Consider the following 21522-nt stretch of genomic DNA (forward strand, 5'->3'; position numbering starts at 1 on the left):
AGTGAGCAGAATACAAAAAGGTTGCCGTTTCTGCCTCTTTCTACAGAGTTTTGGCGAAAGGGCGAAACCGCAGGCAAGCCTGTGTTCGCCGCCTATAGTTTGCGAATCAGGGTCAGTCCGTCGCGCAGCGGGAGGATGACACGCTCCACACGGGAGTCCTGTCTGACATAGTCGTTGAAAGAGACGATACCGTGGGTTTGCTGGTCTTTCCCGTAGGAAGGATCCACCACATGACCGTCCCACAGGGTGTTATCGGCAAGGATAAAGCCTCCCTTGCGCACCACCGAAAGTGCCATTTCGTAGGTTTCGCGATATGTGCGCTTGTCGCCATCTATGAAAGCAAGGTCGAAGCTGACGCCGAGTCGGGGCGCTTCGGTAATGGCATCGCCAATGAGAAAGGTGATGCGGTCAGCCCATGGCGACTGTTCTATCCACGGACGGGTAAAGTCCTCTTGCTCGTCGTTGATTTCGAAAGTGTAGAGATGTCCGCCATCTTCCAGTCCTTCAGCCATTGACAAGGCGCTATAGCCACTAAACGTACCCACCTCAAGCACATTCTTGGGGCGTATCATGCCGACCAACATCTTCAGCAGTCTGCCCTGGAGGTGACCCGATGCCATGCGTCCATGGAGCAGATGGATATTGGTAGCACGCCAAAGCTTATAGAGATAGTCGGGCTCTGGGTCTGAATGGGTCAATATATAGTTGTCGAGCGTCATCCGATGAGTGCTTCAATAGCCAGACGGTAGGAGTCGAGTCCGAAACCACAGATCACTCCGCGACAGGCTGGCGAGAGATAGGAATGGTGGCGGAATGGTTCGCGCTGATGCACATTGGAGATATGTACCTCTATCACTGGACTTTTCAGCGACCTGATGCAGTCGTACAGCGCTATAGAAGTGTGGGTGTATGCACCGGCGTTGAGCACGATGCCATCTACCGTAAATCCATCTTGCTGCATGCGGTTGATGAGTTCTCCCTCTACATTGCTCTGATAGTAGTCTATCTCTACATCGGGATAACGCTGCCGCAGCGTAGGCAGATAACTTTCAAACGACGAGGTGCCGTAGATGCCTGGTTCGCGCTGTCCGAGCAGATTAAGGTTGGGACCGTTCACAATAAGTATTTTCATCTGTTTCATCTTTTTTTGCGTGGTGCAAAGATACAACATTTTTTCAAATCCAGCCCCATTATCGCGATAAAATCGCACGATACCTGGCGGCACCATGTCTCATAGAACAGAAAACTTCGATTACTTGCTCTTAAGCGGAGAACTTTCGCTCATTTCTATGAGGAATGCCCATTTGCCGTCAGTAAGTTTCTGCAGCGTGATAGTGCCACCCATGGCTTCCATGATTTTGTGGCACAGGGGCAGTTCGAGATTGCTTCGGTCACTCTGTGCACAGGGCTGCCTGTCGTTGAAGGCATCAAACAGTTCGGTTTTGTCTTTATCTTGGAAGTTGGCATGTGCCATCACCCAGATTTTCACCTGCTTGCCATCGCCCTCACATTTCACTTCCACCTGCCCTTCGGTCTTACGACAGTCGGCATTGAGTATGGCGTATGTCAGTACTTGCGAAAGACGCTTGGGATCAGCATAGACATAATGCTCCCGTCCGGCAGGTATCAGCGTAAACTCAAGGTTGTTACACTGCTCTTGTGTTTCGTGGATATCTGACAGTGTTGTTTCCACATTGACATTGTCACTATACAACTGGAAGTCGTTCAGACCAGCCTTTCCGAGGTCGATGATGTCGTCGAAGAGGTTGATGAGCTGCGTTTTGTTGTTGGCTATGATTTTCATCATCCTGCGCTCGTCTTCGCTCAGATGGTTCGTATCAATCATGTCGATAGACATCTGGATGACATGGAGCGGATTGCGGATGAGTTTGCCCATATTGGCTATGAAGCGGGTCTTGCCGGCTTCGTTCTCTTTGGTAAGGACAAGCAGTTCTTTGGTTTTCTTCTTGAGTTTGCGTTCAACGACAGCTATGGTGAATAACACTATCAGGAAGAATGCCATAATGATGAGGCCAATAATGACATACACCTTGTTGCGCTCTAAGAAACTCACGGGTTTGCCGTAGTAAACGGCATCAGCGGGATAGAGTTCTTCGGGTATTCCGTAGGCTTTCAGCGTGTTGTAATTGAGGTATCGTTTGGCATTGTCGAGCTGTATCAGAGGAATATCCTTGGGTTGTGTGCCGTTCTCTATCTTCGAAAGCACTTCTTGCAACTTCTCTATGAATTCGTCGGAAGTGGGATATACGCCTCCTGCCAATGCGCCATCTCTGATGCCCAAATCGTAAAGTCCGAAAGCGGCATCGCCAGTCAACTGGCCCACAATCTGTCGCATGGCATTGTCGGGATATAATGCACGGGTGGCATTCTGGTTCTGACTGATCCACGAATCGAAGATTACTGTTGTGTTTTTGGGCAGTGTCATCAGTCGGTTTTGCAACTCGGCAGTAGTCATCTGCCTATTGTTGAGGTCGATGAAATTGATGTCGGGATGGTATTGCTCCAACACTTTTCGCGTTTTATATCTTGAAAGATAGCCTATCTGCCATGAATTAGTGACAAGGGCAAGATTCTTGGTATTCGGTTTGAGTTGTAAAGCCAATTCAATGGTCTCGTGTATAGAATAGGGATCGGTGATGAGTGCGGCATTGAAGCCGCGACGCGACTCTTCCAGTGGTATCTTCATACTTTCCACACACTCCTTACCACTGTCATAGTCCTTGGCACTGAAGGTGTATTCGCCAGAGAAAACAGCAACGCAAGGCACCTCTTTCCATGCGCCTTTCATGAATGTGCGATACATAATCCATGCTTCCTCACCTATCAGAATGACTATTTCCTTGCCTGTGGCATCATTGGTGTTCATGATAGATTCGGCTTTTTCCCGCATCAATACGCTGTCGCGCTGGGCTACAAGGTCAAGAAATTCCACTTCTACCGTCAACCGTCTGTTGACTGCATAACGTGAAACTACGGCACTGGCGAGGTTTTCCGCCCATGCATATCCCTGGAAATAAGAACTCAATACGAGCACTTCTTTCTTGCTTTGCGCCTCTTGTGACTGTGCTTGAACACTGGATATGGTTATGATTGACAGAAAAAATATAAACGCTATCGTTCTTTTCAGCATACTCATGTGGTGTATTATCATTTCCTATTTACTATCATTGGTTTAATTTTCTGCAAAGATACAACAATTTTTCAATTTTTAGAACTACAATGGTGATAAAATTACAGAGTAAATTGCAAAAGAAATATAATTGTCGCTCAGCAATAAAATGGATTGTTTTTTTTTTGATAACGTTTTGGCAAGGAGTTTTAGATGTTTGGCAAAAGTATTGCCCAACGTTTAGCAAGGGTATTGTCTAACGATTGGCAAGAGTATTGTCTAACGATTGAAAAAGGTCTTTTCAATGTTTGATAAGAATATTATCCAACGTTTGATAAAGATGTTATCCAACGTTTGATAAAAGTATTATCCAACGTTTGATAAAGGTGTTATCCAATATTGGATAAAGGTGTTATCCATCGTTGGATAAAAATATTATCAAGGTTTGAAAAAGTGCTGATAAACCTCACTAACCCTATTTATACATTGATATACGTGGGTCGTTTAGCAGTTTCATGGTTATGAGAGATGGAAATCCGGTGGTCGAAGTGTGGTCGAAAACACCTGAAAGAAAAGCATTCGACCACCGCATAACATTCTGTTTCGCTTGATGTTATACCGTCATGGTGGTCGAGTGGTCGATTTTTGCGACATCGCGTGCGCGTAGGCGTACGCGCGTATATAGAGAAAGAGGTTCGTCTGACCATATCAAACGAACCTTCCATTTTATGTCACTTTCTCTCGCCATGGCAAAATTTAAGCAAGCTTAATTCTGCTCATTTGGCTTAATACAAACACTCTTATTATCAAACGATGGTTTCTATAAAGTTTATGCTTCTATCATCAATAATTCTCTAAATGAAAGTGTGGCAACCATGGTCAGCAATACAAATAAAATTCTTTTCATAGTCCTATAAATTAAAAAAAGACAACTAATATTACATAGACTGATGAACAATATCCATATTGATTTTTTCACCCAACAATCACATAGTCTTCACTTCAATCTTCTCTCCAATTCCTGTTCCACCTTTTCGGGCTCTAAGTCGCGTGCCACTATACGTCCGCTATTGTCGGCAACAATCATGGCGGGGACTGCGGATATGCCCAACTGGGTTGCCATGGGAGAATGGAACATCTTACCATCGCACACTACAGGCCATGGGATAGAGTCGCGATCTACACGGTGGCGCACGTCTTTGATATTGCCATCGAGGCAGAGTGTCACCACGGCGAGTTTTGAACCGTAGGTCTTCTGGAGTTTCTGCAAACGGCGCTGTATGTCACCACTCTGATAACTCCATGTTGCCCAGACATTGACCACATTGACCTTAGCATTGAGCTGTGCTTTCGATACGGGACGACCTTTAAGATCGGTAGCGGTAAACGAAGGGAGGACAGCACCCTGTCGGCTCTTCTTCAGTACATCGAGTTGGCGGCGCAGCGTGAGCAACCGTGCATTGTTGGGTTGCGCCTTCAACATCACTGCTGCCAATTGGGCGGCTTGGTCGAAATCGGCATCTATGGTCAAGACAAAATAGCGATTGAGCAGATAAGTGCTAATGGGCGATTCGGGATGCTTACGGATATAGTCAGCCACCTCTTTACGCTCTTCAGGCGGTGTGAGGCGGTTGAGTTGTGAACGCAGATCGGTGAACTGCTCGTTGATCTTAGACCCTTTCACCGTAATCTCCTTCAGATGGGTGGCGTCGCCTTTGATATTGAGCGAAGTGCCAGGAGTGGCAAACACGGGCAGTTCGCTATAGTTGGGGAAGATGATGATAAAGGTATAATCGCCCTGCACGGCTTTCTCGTAAGAGAAACGTCCGTCGCGCACCTTGATGGTATCGGTGCCCGTCATGCCTCCATCGGGACTATACACATAGAATTCGCCTTGATTCAGGTTTCTGAGTCGGCCCTCAAGACGGAATTTGTTACCGCTGATGCCACACGAAACGAGAATCAAGACGAACGAAATATATCCAAGAATTTTTCTCATTCTTTATTTGCTAACCTTGCTCAGCTCCAAGTCGTTGGCAGCATACTGAGCCAGTTTGGGATCTTTCTGGATGGCGCTACGCAGATAAGAAGCTGCTGCGTCGTTGTTGCCCTGACGTGCATTGACAATGGCGTTGAGATAGTCGGTCATAGCGTCGGGATTCTTCACGTTAGCCAGTGTCTGAGTGGCACGGGCGTAGTCTTTATTGAGCAACTGTGCCAGAGCAGCGCTGTTAGAGTTTACACCTGCGAAGTCTTGCTGTGCCAGAGCGTAGTTGCCCTGTGCCAGATGCAGGTTACCCAGAGCCTCTGCCAGATTGTTGGCACCGGCTGCACGTGAGATATAATCCTCTGCGGTCTTAGCATCACCCTGCTGCAGAGCCAGCAGACCCATGTTGGCATTGGCCTCAGCATTCTTAGCATCGAGGGTGCGTGCCATGCTCAGATATTTCTGTGCCTCGGCATTGTTGCCCTTCTGCATAGCCAGTACGGCGAGGTTGTTGTAAGCGCGGCTGTCCTCACGATAGAGGTTGGTTGTGGTTTTGAGAATGTCCTCACGCTGTGCATCGGTATCGGCGATAGATGCTGCATAGAGCAGTTCCTCAACGCTGAGCTTAGAAGCATCTTCCTTATACTGAGCGAAAATCTGATCGTCATCGCGACCGATTGTCTCATAGTTGATGGTCATGCGGGCACGACGCAGTTCGGGCAGAATACCGTCTGCCAATTCGCGGAAACCCTGACTCATGTTCTTAATCTGCTGCTCACGCTCCTGTGGGTCCTGATACATAGAGAGAACGCGGAGGATAACATCCTTATCTTGAATGTTGCTGGCTTTAACCAACTCCTGGAAACCTTCCCAGTCCTGTGCGGTATATTGTGAAGAGAGGTTGGCGTCGATCTTGGCAGCCTTCATCTGTTTCTTCACGTATGACTCGGTGTTCTTCTGACGCTTGTTGGCGAGCTTCTCGTTGAGAGACACACCACCATCGGGCGAAGCATAGGCTGAGATTTCTACATTATTGATATTGAGACCTTCCTGATCCTGTGCAATGCGCTTGAGCAGACTGGTGAACTCCTGTACGGAATTGCTCTTCAACTCGCTCTTGCGAAGTTCAGCCTGCTGGATGAGGAACTTGATAGTAGCATCAAACTTCTGTTCGTTGACACGCTGGAATGCATCCTGCGATGTGCAGGGATTAGCACTGGTAATGGTAGAACGATAGAGTTCGCTGGTGGCAATCACACCTGTTGCAACCTTGACAGCAGGTACTTGCACCTCTTTCTTACCAACGCGTGCGTTGAAAGTGAGATAGAGGTCGCTCTTCTGCATGGCAGGCTGATAAGCGAAATTGGCTTTCATGGTATAGTGGCCGCCTACCTTATAGGAGATGGACTGATCGTTGCCCAACACCTTTTCGCCCTGGAATGTTGCACTCTGTCCCTTAACGGCAGTCTCTACGCCATTGTCGGTGAAGCGCAGTTCCGGTGTTACGGTAACCACAGCCTTCTTGGCCATATACTTCTCAGGGAACATACCATTGATTGTTGCAGGTACCTGACCCGACTCGGCAACCAACGGATTGGGTACTACCTTGAAGTTGTCGGCAGACAATTCTCCAAGCTTTCCACCACACGATGTCAGTGCGGCAACTGCCACTGCTGACAGAAATACTAATTTCTTCATTATTCTATCTGTTTTTTACCTGTTTTTTTAAGATATTGCAAAGATAGTCACTTATTCTGTAAAAGACCGAATAAGACTGGATTTTTAGTGATTTTTAAGGTATATTTGCCGTCATTCTATCTATTTGGCATCATAAGTGCGATATACCAAATAGCAACCATCGGCATCAAGGGTAAAACGGGCTCCTAAGGATTCGTTGAGCGTGCCTTGCCACAGTTCTTCATAGGAATAGGCAGACCAACGAAGGCCTTCTGACGTGAGTCGAGTGGTATTGAAACTGAAGATACTGACCTGCTGGCCTGCGAAACTATCAAAGGTTTGACGACCTTCTGCTGCAACAAACCATCCATAATCGGTCAACATCAGGGGTTCGATATTCATCTGACGGTAATAGCGCATCATCAAGGCGATATTGCCAAGGGTATGGTCTTCACGCATTCCAGTAGCACCAAGATAGGCTAAGCGCAAACGGCAATGATTACTGATGGAGGGCTGATAGTGGTCCAAGCAATAGCGTGTGGCTTTAGTGAGGTCGTTGTCTTCCTGTTCGGTAATCCGTGCCAACCGTGAGCGATACTGCGAAGGAATGCTGTCACCATCGCCCACTACAACATCAGCATCGGGCCAATGGGCAATGGATCCGTCGCAACAAACCACATGGGGAGCAGAACGAAGCACTCCGAGCGGTATGGCATGGGTGGGAAACACACCATTGGCAAGGATAACGGCATCGGGACGAAAGAGGAATTGCGACATCATCATGCTTCTGAGGTTGAGGATGACTGCTGATCTTGATACTGCTGGTCTTGATGATTCTGGCGATGCATCAGTTGACGCCACTTAAACCATCCAGCTACGGCAATCACAACATAGAGTCCATAGAGTCCTGCCTTAAAGGGAATGCCTTTGGTGACATAGAGGAACGTGCATACCACATCTACTGCAATCCAAAAGAACCATTGCTCCATATATTTGCGTGCCAATGCCCATAGGCCCACAAAGCTCAGCGCATTGGTGAAGGCATCGAGTACAGGAACGGTAGAATTGGTCCAGGTGATGAGTATATAGTAGGTAGCTCCCCACGCTGCAAAGAAGAACACCGCGGCTGGCAGATAAAGGCGTAGGGGCATGTGACTGATGGGAAGCGTACGCTTCTCGCCGTGTCCCCATTTCCATACGATATAGCCATAGACTGCTGCCAAAGTATAATAGGTAGCCATTCCTGCATCACCATAGAGTCCGTGCTGCCAATAGAGCCAGATATCGAGGGCGGGCATCACGATGCCTACTATCCAAAGAAAAATACTGGCCCGATACTCCAGCCAGATATATATCAAACCGAGTATCGTGGTCAGTATGTCAAGCCCATGTAGGGCAATATAGTCGTACATGATTAGAATTTCAATGTCAGATGGGTCATGAAGGTTGTGCCTGCCATAGGAATATAGCTGATGGCACTCAGACGATGATCCTTGGTATAGCCGGCACTCTCGCTAACAGCATTGTACCATACGAAACCAGAAGGAGCATAGCAACGACCGAAGATATTGTTGATATCGAAACCGATGGTCACATACTTGATACCACATGCCTTGGTAACCTTTGAACCATAGTTGATGCTGAGGTCGCTCTGTGAATAGCAAGGCAGTGAACGGTCTTTGCTCTCAGAGTTGTCGAGATACTGACTGCTGACGAAATTGGTATGCCATGTGGCAGAGAATCCTGCATAGTGGAGGTCGATGAAGCCGTTGAGGATGGCAGAAGGTGAGAATGACAAGGTTGAATTGTCGTAGTGGATCTTCAATGGATCACCGTCCCAGTTATCTACATACTCGTCGAAATCCTTGATCTTGTTCTTGCTCAGACTGGCATTTCCTTCCAACGACATCCATGACAAGGGTGCCCATCCTGCTGTGAGCTCTACGCCCATACGATAGGAGTCTTTCACATTGGTGGTGAGTGCCTCACCGATGTCGCTCAGCTGACCGGTCTGTACCAACTGGTTGTCATAACCCATATAGTAGAAATTGGCACCGGCATGCCAGTTGCTGCCCTGATACTGATAGCCAAACTCTACGTCGAGCAACTTCTCTTGCTCTGGGAATGGATAGTTGTAGTTGTCGGTATAGTTGTTGCGCTCAGGTTCGCGATTGCTGTAAGCTACAGAAGCATAGGCCTTATGACCATTGTTGGTATAGCTGATACCTGCCTTGGGATTGAAGAAATTGAACTTCTCGTTGATGTCCAATACTTGGTTCTTATAGGTACCGTCAGCCTGCTCCACAAATTTATCGTTGACACCATCGGTCTTGTATTCTACACGACGGAACTGCAAATCGGCAAATACATTCCAGTTGTCGGCAAAACGATAGTTGGCCTTAACAAAGGCGCTATAGTCATACTTATGGGCATCAGAATCATAGTATTTATACTGACCATTGCTGCCTAAGAACTGGTTTTCTGCTGCCTGATTGGCAATATAGGTGAGATAGCCCCAGTGGTTGCCACGGAACTGCTGAAGGTTCAATCCGCCAATAACATCCCAGTGTTCATCCTTGTAGTTGGTGTTATACACGATGCCATAGGTGTGCTGGGTCAGCCCCTTCTTGCGCACAAAGTCGGAACGCTTTACGAAATTGCCGTCTGCATCATAGAAGGTGAGACCAAACTTAGCAAATTTCGACTGGCTCTTGAACTCGTTGTAGTAGCCATAACCATAGGTGTAGTGTACGGCAAAGTTGTGACTCCAATGGTCGTTGGGAGTCCAAACAGCAGAAAGGATATTGTGGTTCTGATAGAAATTGTCGGTGGTCTTGTTCCAAAGACTACCATCACGCATGGTGTAAGGCACGATGGTATAGTCGCCCTTGCCGTTGCGCACCAATCCTGCTGTCAGGATATTGAACTTCCCGAGACCAGCAGCATCCATATCCTTATAGGTATAGATACCATCGCTCATCAACGTGAAGTTGGTGTCATAGTCGCTGGCGAGCACACCACTCCATGCCTGGCCGGTCTTTTCAAAGTTGCCGATATTCTTGTAGCTCACCTTGAAATTGTCAGCAAGCCATGTCAGTCCACCATAGTAAGAACCTGATCGTCCTGATGTTCCATCGATATAGCCATCGGTAGCGGTCTCATGATAGGCACCGTCGAAGATCAGGTGTTTGCCCAACAAACCTGTTGAGAAGCTGACACCTGTATTATAGGTGTTGAAGCTACCAAACGAACCTGTCACCTCTGCGGTAGGGATAAGCGATGGGAAAGCAGTAGCCATAGAGATGCTACCACCAAAGGCTCCATCACCATTGGTAGATGAACCAACACCACGCTGAATCTGCACACTACCCAAAAGAGCGGCATAGCTGTTCATATTGGCCCAGAACACGGTCTGATCCTCAGGAGAGTTAAGGGCTACACCATCGAGGGTGACATTGATGCGGCTACCTGCAGCACCACGAATACGCATATAGCTGGTACCAGTGCCCAATCCATTCTCACCCCATGCAAGGATGCCGGGTGTGCGCGAAAGGAGGAATGGGAGTTCCTTTCCTGTACGAGAAAATTGCTGGAGTTCTGATTTCTTAATGTTGGCTACGGCATAAGGAGCTTCCTTGGCTGCACGTACACCTTTTACTACTACCTCATTCAGCTGGTGCACCTTGACGGTGTCGATTGTGGCTTGTGCCCATACGGCTTGACTGGCAAAAACACAGCACACCACACTGAATGCAATCCTGTTTAATCTTTTCATTGAATGTTTGTTATAAACCTTAAACTATATAAAGGGGGAAAGAACGTAGTCCAAGGAAAATTCCTACGACAGCATTACCTGTACAGGTTCTATGGGTATGTTCTCAGCCTCCGTCTCTTCTACGAGTAGGTAGCACCCCTTAGTTAGCGCTCTGCTAACCGATTGCAAAATTACTATAAATAATTGAAACTGCAAAATTATTGTTATTTTTTTGAGCATGAGCACCTTGTGCGCAACAAAGAGGAACACACGACCTCCACCACTTCTTCCTGACAAAGCCTACAAGGAGAAACCGTTACCAAAGGAACTATAACGGGAGTTATCAGGATTGACCACGATTTGCTCTACTACGATTTCGGGAGCTATCATTACAAATCGGCAGATTGGGTAAACTTGAGTACACGCTTCTCACTTTTTGCGAATCTCACATACTGTTCGGCTGCATTGACATAAAGTCCACAGAGGTCATCAATACTTAACATGAAACTGTCTTACCATTCCAATAATCGTCAAAACTACACACACCACCCCCCCATTCTTATAATTATATAATAGGTGTAAGCAGTATTGCCACACCTCCCAACGTGTGGCAATACTGCCGATGCCATGAGTACGCACCTATCGGTTGCGTAGCACGCCAAACTATAAGATAGAAGCACCATTGTCCAATGCAGACAATGGTGCCAAAGGGTTATAATTTCTCACCGTAGCAAAGGTCGCCACAGTCGCCAAAACCAGGAATGATATATTTGTGTTCATTCATTCCGGCATCAATGGCGGCACACCAAACAGTGGCATCGTCGGGCAACACAGGACGAATGGTATCAATTCCCTCTTGTGTAGCTATCACACTGGCGATATGTATCTTGCGAGGCTTACCTGTTTTGCAAAGCGCTTCAATGGCAGCAGCCATCGAACCACCTGTAGCCAGCATCGGATCAACAAGTATCAAAGTCTTGCCCTTAATGCTGGGCGATGCCATATACTCGGTATGAACGCCCACTTCGGTATGCTCGCGGTTGGTGTACATGCGATAGGCAGACACAAAAGCATTCTCTGCACGGTCAAACACCTGAAGGAATCCTTCATGGAAAGGCAAGCCCGCACGCAATACAGTACCTACAACAATTTCATCTTTAGGCACTTGAATATCACAAATGCCCAACGGTGTGGTAACAGATTTCAACTTGTAATCGAGCGTCTTAGATATCTCATAAGCCATCAACTCACCCACACGCTTGATGTTATTACGGAACAACAGACGGTTGCGCTGATGATTCTTGTCGCGCAATTCAGCCATATAGAGGTGCATCACGCTGTTCTCTTCATCGAAATTGATAATTTTCATAGATTGCTTCGGTTTTTGACCGCAAAGATAAGAAATGTTCGCGGAATTTTGCAAAGTCAGCGTGACAATTATTTGCGAGACCACCCATTTTTAACTACTTTAACCAAAAAATGGCCCATCTAAACGCTAAAAAAACTAAAAGCCGACCAGTAAATTCGGAATTCTTTGTAACTTTGCGCCGTAAAACGGATAATAGTAATTTCAAACTCAAATATTTTTCATTATTATGGCAAAGTTAGATTTGACACAGTATGGCATCACAGGCTCAACCGTGATTGCTCACAATCCTTCGTATGAGTTTCTCTTTGAAGAGGAGACAAAGGCAGGACTGACTGGTTTCGATAAAGGTCAGAACACTGAGCTCAACGCAGTAAACGTAAAGACCGGTATCTACACCGGACGTTCTCCTAAGGACAAGTACATCGTTGACGATGCACAGAGCCACAATAAGGTTTGGTGGACCACCGAAGAATACAAGAACGACAACCACCCCATGAGCGAGGAGGTTTGGGCAAAAGTTAAGGATATCGCTATCAAGGAGCTCTGCAACAAGCAGCTCTACGTAGTTGATGCTTTCTGCGGTGCCAACGAGGCAACACGTCTGGCTGTACGCTTCATCGTTGAAGTAGCATGGCAGGCACACTTTGTTACCAACATGTTCATCCAGCCTACCAAAGAGGAACTGGAGAACTTCAAACCTAACTTCGTTATCTACAATGCCTCTAAGGCTAAGGTTGAGAACTTCAAAGAGCTCGGCCTCAACTCAGAAACTTGCGTAGCCTTCAACACCACTTCACGCGAACAGTGCATCATCAACACATGGTACGGCGGTGAGATGAAGAAGGGTATGTTCTCTATGCAGAACTACTTCCTGCCTCTCCAGGGCATTGCTTCTATGCACTGCTCAGCCAATACCGATATGGAAGGTAAGAACACCGCAATCTTCTTCGGTCTCTCTGGTACAGGTAAGACCACTCTTTCTACCGATCCTAAGCGTCTGCTTATCGGTGACGACGAGCACGGATGGGACGACGAAGGCGTATTCAACCTCGAAGGTGGTTGCTATGCAAAGGTTATTAACCTCGACAAAGAAAGCGAACCCGATATCTACGGTGCTATCAAGCGCAACGCTCTGCTCGAGAACGTAACAGTTGCTGCCGACGGCAAGATCGACTTCGCAGACAAGAGCGTAACTGAGAACACCCGCGTATCATATCCTATCGAGCACATCGAGAAGATCGTGAAGAAGGTGAACGGTCGTAGCGCAGGTCCTGCTGCCAAGAACGTTATCTTCCTGTCAGCCGACGCATTCGGCGTACTGCCTCCAGTATCTATCCTGTCTCCTGAGCAGACCAAGTACTACTTCCTCAGCGGATTCACCGCTAAGTTGGCTGGTACAGAGCGCGGTATCACCGAGCCTACTCCAACCTTCTCTGCTTGCTTCGGTCAGGCATTCCTCGAGTTGCATCCTACCAAGTATGCTGAAGAGCTCGTGAAAAAGATGGAGAAGAGCGGTGCCAAGGCTTATCTCGTAAACACTGGTTGGAATGGTACTGGCAAGCGTATCTCTATCCGCGACACTCGTGGTATCATCGATGCTATCCTCGGTGGCGCTATCCTGAACGCTCCTACCAAGAAGATTCCTTACTTCGACTTCGAAGTTCCCACACAGCTTGAGGGTGTTGACACCAACATTCTCGACCCACGCGACACTTACGCTGACGCTGCAGAGTGGAACAAGAAGGCTGAGGATCTGGCTGCCCGCTTCATCAAGAACTTCAAGAAGTATGAGGGCAACGAGGCTGGTAAGGCTCTCGTAGCTGCTGGTCCAAAACTCTAATAGACCCGTCTATTCATTCTAAATATGGCTCGTTTCCTCCGTGGAAACGGGCTTTTTTTGTTATACACCTTCTTTCAGAAATTGACAGAAGTCAAAGAAACATAGCAAACCGACAAAATAAAGACCTCTACACGATGGTCATCTGAAAGAAATGTAGTTACTTTGCACCCGCAATTGAGAGATAAAGGTAAAAGATTTATTTAGGAACTAATAGACAAGAATTCTAATTAATTATGTTTGATTTACACACAATGGCCATTCTGGCGACTGTGGCAATATCGGCTGTCATGTGCCTAATAACATTGACACACACGAATGTCCGTTAACAACAAGAGTGCGACTTGAGCTATTCATGTCACACTCTTTTTATGTTTAGAAATTCTAAAATATGTCACATTATCATATAATTTACTTAATAAAAGCACCAAATATGACGCTATTTGCAGAATTGTGAGTAAATTTGCATCCAAAATTGAAATATTTCAAATGAAAAAACTCGTAAATGCAGCATGCATGCTGTTGGTCATAGCTGTTTTGACATCATGTCTGAAGTCTAACGATGATGAGGCCGTATATTATAACGACGCCGCAATCACGTCGTTTACCTTGGGCACACTCAACCGCTATCTGCACACAACAACAGCAGCAGGAAAGGACTCTATCTACAAGACAAGCGTAGCAGCATCAAGCTACAAATTCAACATCGACCAGATCAATCACGTCATCTTCAACCCCGACTCACTGCCTTTGGGTATTGATGCGTCAAAGGTGGTATGCACCATAGGTACAAAGAACAATGGCATAGTAGTCATCAAAAACCTCAACAACGACTCACTGAAATTCTACACCTCATCAGACAGCATCGACTTTTCGCAACCACGCGAAGCCCGTGTCTATGCTACCGATGGTATGTCGTATCAGAAATACACCATCAAAGTGAATGTCCACCAAGAAGACGGCGATGCCTTTGGATGGAAACAAATGGCTGACAACAACCAGTTGGCAGCACTCTCTGGCATGAAGGCCATGGTATTGGGCAAGCGTATCTTCGTATTCGGCAACGATGGCGGCACTACCGTTGGCTATACCACCACCGATGGCAACGAATGGACTACACTCACTCCCAACATCAACACACCGCTGACCGCAGGAGCATACAAACAAACCGTGGCAAATGCAGATTCTATCTACATGATGAACGGCAACATGCTGTTGCGCACTGCCGACGGCAGCCAATGGGACGAGATTGGCGAGACAACAGCTATTGCCAAACTCATCGGTGCAAGCAAGAAAGAACTCTACGGCATGACTGCCGACAACAAACTCATGGTATCACGCGACGGTGGACACCAGTGGCAAGCCGATGCCATCGACGCAAGCGAATCACTCCTACCCACTGCAACAGTCGCCACGACATGCTATCCAATGAACATGGCAGACTCTACCGACTATGTCGTTATGGCAGGCAACAGTACAGCAAACGCCAAAGCTGCCGTGGTATGGAGAAAGATTGCAGAATTCAACTATCATAGCGAGCCAGGACAATGGGTATATATGGAAGCCGACGGCAACAGATACGAACTGCCACAACTCGACAACCTCACACTGGTGCCCTACGATGACGGCGTACTCGCCATCGGTACGGTGAATGGCAATTTTACCTATATCTACCAGTCGCGCGACAACGGTATCACTTGGAAAAAGAACAAGTACTACCAACTGCCAAACGATTTCGATACCAGCACCACACGCTATGCCGCCACATCAGACGGTGTGAATATCTGGCTCTTCGGCGGAGTAAACGGCGAAGTATGGCGTGGCAGACTCAACAAACTGGCGTGGTAAAAGAACGAAACTATCTTTGAGAAAGATACTGCAAACACTGGTTCTCCTCACACTGACCATACATGCCAGTGCACAGGAAGCTCCCGAATATCGAGCCGAGATAGGCGGGGCAATAGGACTGGTGGCCTATGAAGGCGATTTCAACGGCAATCCGCTACGCAACCAGCAACCCATGCTGACCCTCGTAGGACGCTATCGCCTCAATCCACGCATGGCACTGGCTGCCAATATCAGTTGGGGACAACTGAAAGGATCGTCAACCCATGCCAACACCTACTACCCGGATTTGGAGCCCATGAGCTTCAAACATTCGGTGGCAGACATAGGTATGAGGTATGAATATAACTTCTGGCCCTACGGCACAGGACATGAATATCGGGGAGCGCAACGGTTTACACCTTATATATATATAGGTATCGGAGCCACCATCGCAAAACCGGAAAAGACAGAAGCAGCTGTCAACATGCCAATTGGCGCAGGTGTGAAATACAAGATAGGCGACCGTACCAATGTCGCAATGGAATGGACCATACACTTCACAACCAGCGATAAAATCGACGGTGTGGCAGATCCATACGGCATCAAGAGCAGTGGACTCTTCAAGAATACCGATGGTTACAGCCACCTGCGGTTGTCACTGACATACGACATCTGGAGAAAATGCAAAACGTGTAACAACGATATATAAATGACTATGAACAAGCAACTGGATATGACACGCATCCCCGAGCACATTGCCATTATCATGGATGGCAACGGGCGTTGGGCACAACAGCGAGGTAAAGAGCGTAGCTATGGACACCAAGCCGGTGTAGAGGCTGTAAAACGCATCACCTCGGAGTCTGCCAAACTGGGAGTTAAGTATCTGACACTATACACATTCTCTACAGAGAACTGGAGCCGCCCTGCTGACGAGGTTGCAGCACTGATGGGACTGATACTCACATCACTCGAAGACGAACTCTTCATGAAGAACAATGTACGCTTCCGCGTCATTGGCGATGTCTCAAGAATGCCAGAGTCTGTCGTTCAGAAACTACGCGAGACCGAAGAGCATACTGCCAACAATACTACCATGACCTTGGTAGTAGCGTTGAGTTATTCGTCGAAATGGGAAATCACCAAAGCCATGCGTGATATCGCAACAGAAGTGAAACAAGGCACCCTGTCTGTTGATGCCATCGACGACACCACCATCAGCCAGCATCTGGCAACCAATTTCATGCCAGATCCCGAACTGCTGATACGTACAGGCGGAGAATTGCGCATCTCCAACTATCTGCTGTGGCAGATAGCCTATTCAGAATTGTATTTCTGTGATACATTCTGGCCCGACTTCGATGAAGCAGCGTTGCACGAAGCCATTGCCAATTACCAACAGCGCCAACGTCGTTTTGGCAAGACCGAAGCACAGGTGGAAAATGAAGAGAAATAACAACGGAAATAATTAGTAAAGTGAGAAATATATTCTATTCCAACAAATTGACAGACATGGCAAAGTGCATGATGCTGCTTTGCACCATACTCTTCCTTCCTGCCGCTGTTAAAGCACAGGATGTGATTACCAATCCCGAAATCTCCTATACAGGCACACCGCGTGTTTGTGAGATTGGCGGTATAGCTGTAAAAGGCGTAGAAGGTTACGAAGACTATGTGCTGACAGGTCTGTCAGGACTCTCCGTAGGTCAAGTCATCAGTGTACCAGGTTCTGAAATCACCGATGCCGTGAAGCGTTACTGGCGTCACGGACTGTTCTCGAAAGTGGCTATCACTGCCGACTCTATCGTAGGTTCAAAGATTTATCTCTGCATCCATCTCGGCACTCGCCCACGCGTAAGCCGCATCAACTATAATGGTGTGAAGAAGAGCGAACGCGAAGATTTGGAAAACAAGCTGGGTATTATGAAGGGAAACCAGATTACGCCCAACATGATAGACCGTGCAAAGATTCTCGCCAAGCGCTATTTTGACGATAAAGGATATAAGAACGCAGAAATCAGCATCCTTCAGCGCGACGATGTATCCAATAAGGATCAGGTGATTCTTGACGTTGATATCGACAAGAAAGACAAGATGAAGGTGCGTCACATCATCATCGAAGGCAACGAAAAACTCAAGAGAAACAAGATTACAGGTACATTCTTTAAGAACGGAGCCTTTGCCAAGATACACGAAGCCGGCAAGTTCAAAAACTTCTTCAAAGCCAAGAAGTTCACCCCTGAACGCTACGAAACCGACAAGAAAAACCTGATTGAAAAATACAACGAGCTCGGTTATCGCGATGCCACCATTTTGGAAGACTCGGTATGGAACGAAGACGAGAAGCACGTCAACGTATATATCAAGGTGGATGAAGGTCAGCAATACTACATCCGCAATATAGAATGGGTGGGTAACTCAGTACTCACCAGCGACTTCCTCAACAATGCCTTGGGCATGAAGAAGGGCGATGTCTATAATCAGAAACTGATGAACAAACGTCTGAAAGAAGATGAAGATGCCGTGGGTAACTACTATTGGAACAACGGATACATCTTCTATCAGCTCGACCCCACCGAAGTCAATATTGTGGGCGACTCTATCGACCTTGAGATGCGTATCACCGAAAACCAGCAGGCTCACATCAATGCTGTACGCATCTATGGTAACGACCGCCTCTATGAAGAAGTTGTTCGCCGTGAGTTGCGTACCAAGCCCGGTGACCTCTTCTCTAAAGATGCTGTGATGCGTTCTGCCCGTGAGATTGGTAACATGGGATACTTCAATGCTGAGACCATCAACCCAGATATCAAGCCTAACTATGAGGACGGCACCGTGGATATCAACTGGGAATTGGAACAGAAGTCTAACGACCAACTTGAATTCTCACTGGGTTGGGGACAGACTGGTGTAATCGGTCGAATCGGCATAAAGCTCAACAACTTCTCCATGCGCAACCTCTTTGGTAAGAACAAGATGCACCGTGGTATCATGCCTATCGGTGATGGCGAACAACTGTCACTGTCGTTGCAGACCAACGGACGCTACTATACCTCGCTCTCTACAGGTTACAGCACCGGATGGTTTGGTGGCAAGCGCCCGAATGCATTAAACGTCAGCGCCTTCTTCTCTAAGCAGAGCGATATTTCAAGCAGTTACCGCAACAACAGCTACTATAACAACTACCTCAACTACATGTATGGTTTTGGTTCGTACAACGACTTCGGTCACAACTACGACGCTATGCTCGACGACGATAAGTATATTGAGATGTTCGGTGTAGCATTGGGATGGGGTAAGCGTTTGCGCTGGCCCGACGACTATTTCCAATTGTCAATGCAGTTGGCATACACCCGTTATATGCTGCGCGACTGGAGTTACTTTATCATCAGCAACGGTAACTGTAACAACATCAACCTCGGTATTACGCTGTCACGTACATCTATCGACAACCAGCTTTTCCCACGTCAGGGATCAGAGTTCTCAGCATCCGTACAGCTCACTCCACCATGGTCTTTGTTCGACCACAAAGACTATTCCACCCTCGCCACCGACCGCTATTCAGCAGCCTACGAGCGTGAATTGCAGGAGAAATACCGTTGGATAGAATACCACAAATGGAAGTTTAAGTCAAAGACCTATACTGCGTTGACCAGCGGTCAGAAGTGTTTCGTGCTGATGACCCGTGTCGAACTCGGTCTGTTGGGCTCCTACAATAAAGACAAGAAGTCGCCTTTCGAAACCTTCTATGTGGGTGGTGACGGTATGAGTGGCTACTCTACTGGTTATGCCGAAGAGACCATCGGTCTGCGCGGTTATGAGAACGGTTCGATATCAAACACCGCAGCCTATCATGCAGGCACGAGTGCATACTATAATGCCTATGCCTACGACCGCTTCACCCTGGAGCTTCGCTATCCATTCATGTTGGGTAACACCACCATCTACGGCCTTGGATTCCTTGAAGGCGGTAACGCATGGGTAGATACCAAGAAGTTTAATCCCTTCGACATGAAGCGTTCTGCCGGTCTGGGTGTCCGCATCTTCCTCCCAATGGTAGGTATGATGGGTATCGACTGGGCTTATGGCTTTGACAAGGTATATAACAACGGCAGCTACCAGAAGGGCGGCAGCCAGTTCCACTTCATTCTCGGACAAGAGTTCTAACCTTATAAAACCTACAGAAAGGAGACTGTTGATATGAAGAAAGAATACAAGACAATGGGCAAAACCCTACTGATGGCACTCGCCGCCAAGGCACTATTGGTCGCAGCCATCATGATCTTCCTGCCCCAGAGTGCCAGTGCACAGAAGTTTGCATTGCTCGACATGGACTATATTCTCAAGAACATTCCAGCCTACGAGCGTGCTAACGAACAGCTGACACAGATTTCCAAGAAGTGGCAGGCAGAGGTGGAAGCCATCCAGACAGAAGCACAAAGCATGTACAAGAACTACCAGCGCGACGTCGTGTTCCTTTCAGAAGAACAGAAGAAGGAGCGCCAAGACGCTGTCATGAAGAAGGAGCGCGAGGCTGCCGAACTTAAAAAGAAGTATTTCGGACCCGACGGTGAACTCTTCAAGAAGCGCAACGCACTCATTGCTCCTATTCAGGAACTGGTATATAACGCTGTGAGCGATGTAGCAGAATCACGCGGTTATCAGTTGGTATTGGACCGTGCGAGTGATTCGGGCATCATCTACGGATCTCCCCGCATCGACATTTCCGACGATGTACTGTCGCGTTTGGGTTCCACACGCTAACTTCAAAATAAAACAGAAAGAAACAATAATAACTAAACAAACAATTAAACAATGAAAAAACTTATTTTAATGTTGTTGGTGTTTGCCCCTCTGGCAACATTCGCACAGAAGTTCGGTCACCTCAACACACAGGAAATCATCCAGGCCATGCCTGAGTTTACCAAGGCTCGCACCGAGATCGAGGCCCTCACCAAACAATACGAGGCTGATCTGAAGAGCATGCAGGATGAGCTTCAGAAGAAGGCACAGGCTTACGAAAAGGAGCAGGCCAACCTTCCAGAGAACATCAAGCAGCGTCGTGAGCAGGAGCTTCAGGAGATGTATCAGAAGATCCAGCAGAGCTATCAGGACAACCGTCAGGCCCTCGACAAGGCACAGGGTGAGAAACTTCAGGCTATCAACGTGAAGGTTCTCGACGCCATCAAGGCTGTCGGACAGGCTGGTGGTTATGTCTATATCATGGATGTTCAGGGTGGCGTGCCCTATATCAGCACAACCCTTTCTACTGATGTAACAGCCCAGGTAAAAGCCAAGCTCGGACTGAAATAAACAATGTGTGAGGTAAAAAAGTAAAAACGTAAAAAGATAAAAACAACAGAAACTTATGAAAAAGATGATATTTGACAGCATGGTAAAAAATGCGGTAAAATGGGTTTTACCTTTTTGCCTTTTTGCTTTTTTACCTTTAACTGTTTCTGCCCAGGATGTAGCAACAGATGGCAACACCCTGAAGTATGGCTATCTCAGTTATGATGCCGTGCTCCACAGCATGAATGAATATGCCACCGTTGAGACCAGCATGATGCAGCTCAACGAGAAGTATGCAGCCGAACAGAAACGTGCAGAAGACGAGTTCAACCGGAAGTACGAGGAGTTTCTCGATACGCAGCGCGATATGCCACTGACTATTTTGCAGAAGCGCCAAAGCGAACTTCAAGACTTGCTCAACCGTAACATCACCTTCAAGAAAGAGAGTCAGGCACTCTTGGAACAGGCAAAAGCCAAGGCAGAGGCACCTCTTCGCAAGCGTATTGCCGAAGCCATGGGTCGTGTCGGCATAGCGCGTCGCCTTGCCTTTATCATCAATACCGACCAACAGGCTGTGGCATGGACCCACCCCATGATGGGTGAAGACGTGACCGAGGCTGTGAAAACTGCATTGCGATAAGCGTCATTA

The 21522-nt window shown here is 47.4% G+C and carries 17 protein-coding genes and 1 riboswitch; of the genes, 8 read left to right on the plus strand and 9 right to left on the minus strand.

Translation table 11 applies throughout. The annotated features are described in order from the left end of the window. Nucleotides 1-92: 92 nt before the first annotated feature. The 9 genes from CIK88_RS01065 to upp all read right to left on the minus strand — a co-directional run bounded on the left by CIK88_RS01065 (nucleotide 93) and on the right by upp (nucleotide 11917). The gene (locus tag CIK88_RS01065) at nucleotides 93-719 is read right to left on the minus strand and encodes an O-methyltransferase (RefSeq protein WP_094434025.1); all 627 of its coding nucleotides are present in this window, start codon (nucleotides 717-719) and stop codon (nucleotides 93-95) included. Continuing rightward, nucleotides 716-1132 carry a type II 3-dehydroquinate dehydratase gene (aroQ, locus tag CIK88_RS01070; protein ID WP_094434040.1) on the minus strand — a complete coding sequence of 139 codons (417 nt, stop codon included), beginning with the start codon at nucleotides 1130-1132 and terminating at the stop codon, nucleotides 716-718. The genes CIK88_RS01065 and aroQ overlap by 4 nt, the downstream gene beginning before the upstream one ends. A 120-nt stretch (nucleotides 1133-1252) precedes the next feature. Next, nucleotides 1253-3151, minus strand: a complete 1899-nt coding sequence (locus tag CIK88_RS01075; protein ID WP_144269557.1) for a HAMP domain-containing sensor histidine kinase — start codon at nucleotides 3149-3151, stop codon at nucleotides 1253-1255. Nucleotides 3152-4127: 976 nt separating this feature from the next. After that, a complete protein-coding gene (locus CIK88_RS01080) occupies nucleotides 4128-5129 on the minus strand; it encodes a TlpA disulfide reductase family protein (RefSeq protein ID WP_094434027.1) in 1002 nt (333 codons plus the stop codon). Nucleotides 5130-5132: 3 nt separating this feature from the next. After that, a complete protein-coding gene (locus CIK88_RS01085) occupies nucleotides 5133-6815 on the minus strand; it encodes a lipopolysaccharide assembly protein LapB (protein ID WP_094389860.1) in 1683 nt (560 codons plus the stop codon). A gap of 120 nt (nucleotides 6816-6935) precedes the next feature. Next, nucleotides 6936-7577: a thiamine diphosphokinase gene (locus CIK88_RS01090; protein ID WP_094434028.1), complete on the minus strand. Its 642-nt coding sequence runs from the start codon at nucleotides 7575-7577 to the stop codon at nucleotides 6936-6938. Continuing rightward, nucleotides 7574-8206 (minus strand): nicotinamide riboside transporter PnuC, encoded by a 633-nt coding sequence (gene pnuC / locus CIK88_RS01095; RefSeq protein ID WP_094434029.1) that lies wholly within the window; start codon nucleotides 8204-8206, stop codon nucleotides 7574-7576. Before pnuC ends, CIK88_RS01090 begins: the two co-directional genes overlap by 4 nt. 2 nt (nucleotides 8207-8208) lie before the next feature. Then, complete coding sequence (locus CIK88_RS01100; protein WP_094434030.1) at nucleotides 8209-10569, minus strand: TonB-dependent receptor; 2361 nt, start codon at nucleotides 10567-10569, stop codon at nucleotides 8209-8211. 43 nt (nucleotides 10570-10612) lie between these two features. Further along, nucleotides 10613-10719: riboswitch (TPP riboswitch) on the minus strand. Between the two features lie 541 nt (nucleotides 10720-11260). Then, complete coding sequence (gene upp, locus CIK88_RS01105; RefSeq protein WP_094389864.1) at nucleotides 11261-11917, minus strand: uracil phosphoribosyltransferase; 657 nt, start codon at nucleotides 11915-11917, stop codon at nucleotides 11261-11263. 226 nt (nucleotides 11918-12143) lie between these two features. On the opposite strand from upp, the gene pckA reads away from it, so the two are divergent. The 8 genes from pckA to CIK88_RS01145 all read left to right on the plus strand — a co-directional run bounded on the left by pckA (nucleotide 12144) and on the right by CIK88_RS01145 (nucleotide 21513). Next, complete coding sequence (gene pckA / locus CIK88_RS01110; protein ID WP_094389865.1) at nucleotides 12144-13757, plus strand: phosphoenolpyruvate carboxykinase (ATP); 1614 nt, start codon at nucleotides 12144-12146, stop codon at nucleotides 13755-13757. A gap of 486 nt (nucleotides 13758-14243) precedes the next feature. After that, complete coding sequence (locus CIK88_RS01115; RefSeq protein WP_094389866.1) at nucleotides 14244-15602, plus strand: DUF6242 domain-containing protein; 1359 nt, start codon at nucleotides 14244-14246, stop codon at nucleotides 15600-15602. 16 nt (nucleotides 15603-15618) lie between these two features. Next, complete coding sequence (locus CIK88_RS01120) at nucleotides 15619-16290, plus strand: DUF6089 family protein (RefSeq protein ID WP_094389867.1); 672 nt, start codon at nucleotides 15619-15621, stop codon at nucleotides 16288-16290. A 6-nt stretch (nucleotides 16291-16296) separates the two neighbouring features. Continuing rightward, on the plus strand, nucleotides 16297-17037 hold the full coding sequence (locus CIK88_RS01125) for an isoprenyl transferase (RefSeq protein ID WP_094389882.1): 741 nt from the start codon (nucleotides 16297-16299) through the stop codon (nucleotides 17035-17037). Nucleotides 17038-17084: 47 nt separating this feature from the next. Then, nucleotides 17085-19748 (plus strand): outer membrane protein assembly factor, encoded by a 2664-nt coding sequence (locus CIK88_RS01130; RefSeq protein ID WP_371591464.1) that lies wholly within the window; start codon nucleotides 17085-17087, stop codon nucleotides 19746-19748. Between the two features lie 72 nt (nucleotides 19749-19820). Continuing rightward, nucleotides 19821-20345: an OmpH family outer membrane protein gene (locus tag CIK88_RS01135; RefSeq protein WP_254046600.1), complete on the plus strand. Its 525-nt coding sequence runs from the start codon at nucleotides 19821-19823 to the stop codon at nucleotides 20343-20345. Between the two features lie 51 nt (nucleotides 20346-20396). Further along, complete coding sequence (locus CIK88_RS01140; protein ID WP_094389870.1) at nucleotides 20397-20894, plus strand: OmpH family outer membrane protein; 498 nt, start codon at nucleotides 20397-20399, stop codon at nucleotides 20892-20894. A gap of 55 nt (nucleotides 20895-20949) precedes the next feature. Beyond that, entirely contained in the window at nucleotides 20950-21513 is a 564-nt protein-coding gene (locus CIK88_RS01145; RefSeq protein WP_254046762.1) for an OmpH family outer membrane protein, read from the plus strand. Nucleotides 21514-21522 lie beyond the last annotated feature (9 nt).

Origin of the sequence: Prevotella sp. P5-50, assembly GCF_002251295.1 — a bacterium.
Taxonomy (GTDB): domain Bacteria; phylum Bacteroidota; class Bacteroidia; order Bacteroidales; family Bacteroidaceae; genus Prevotella.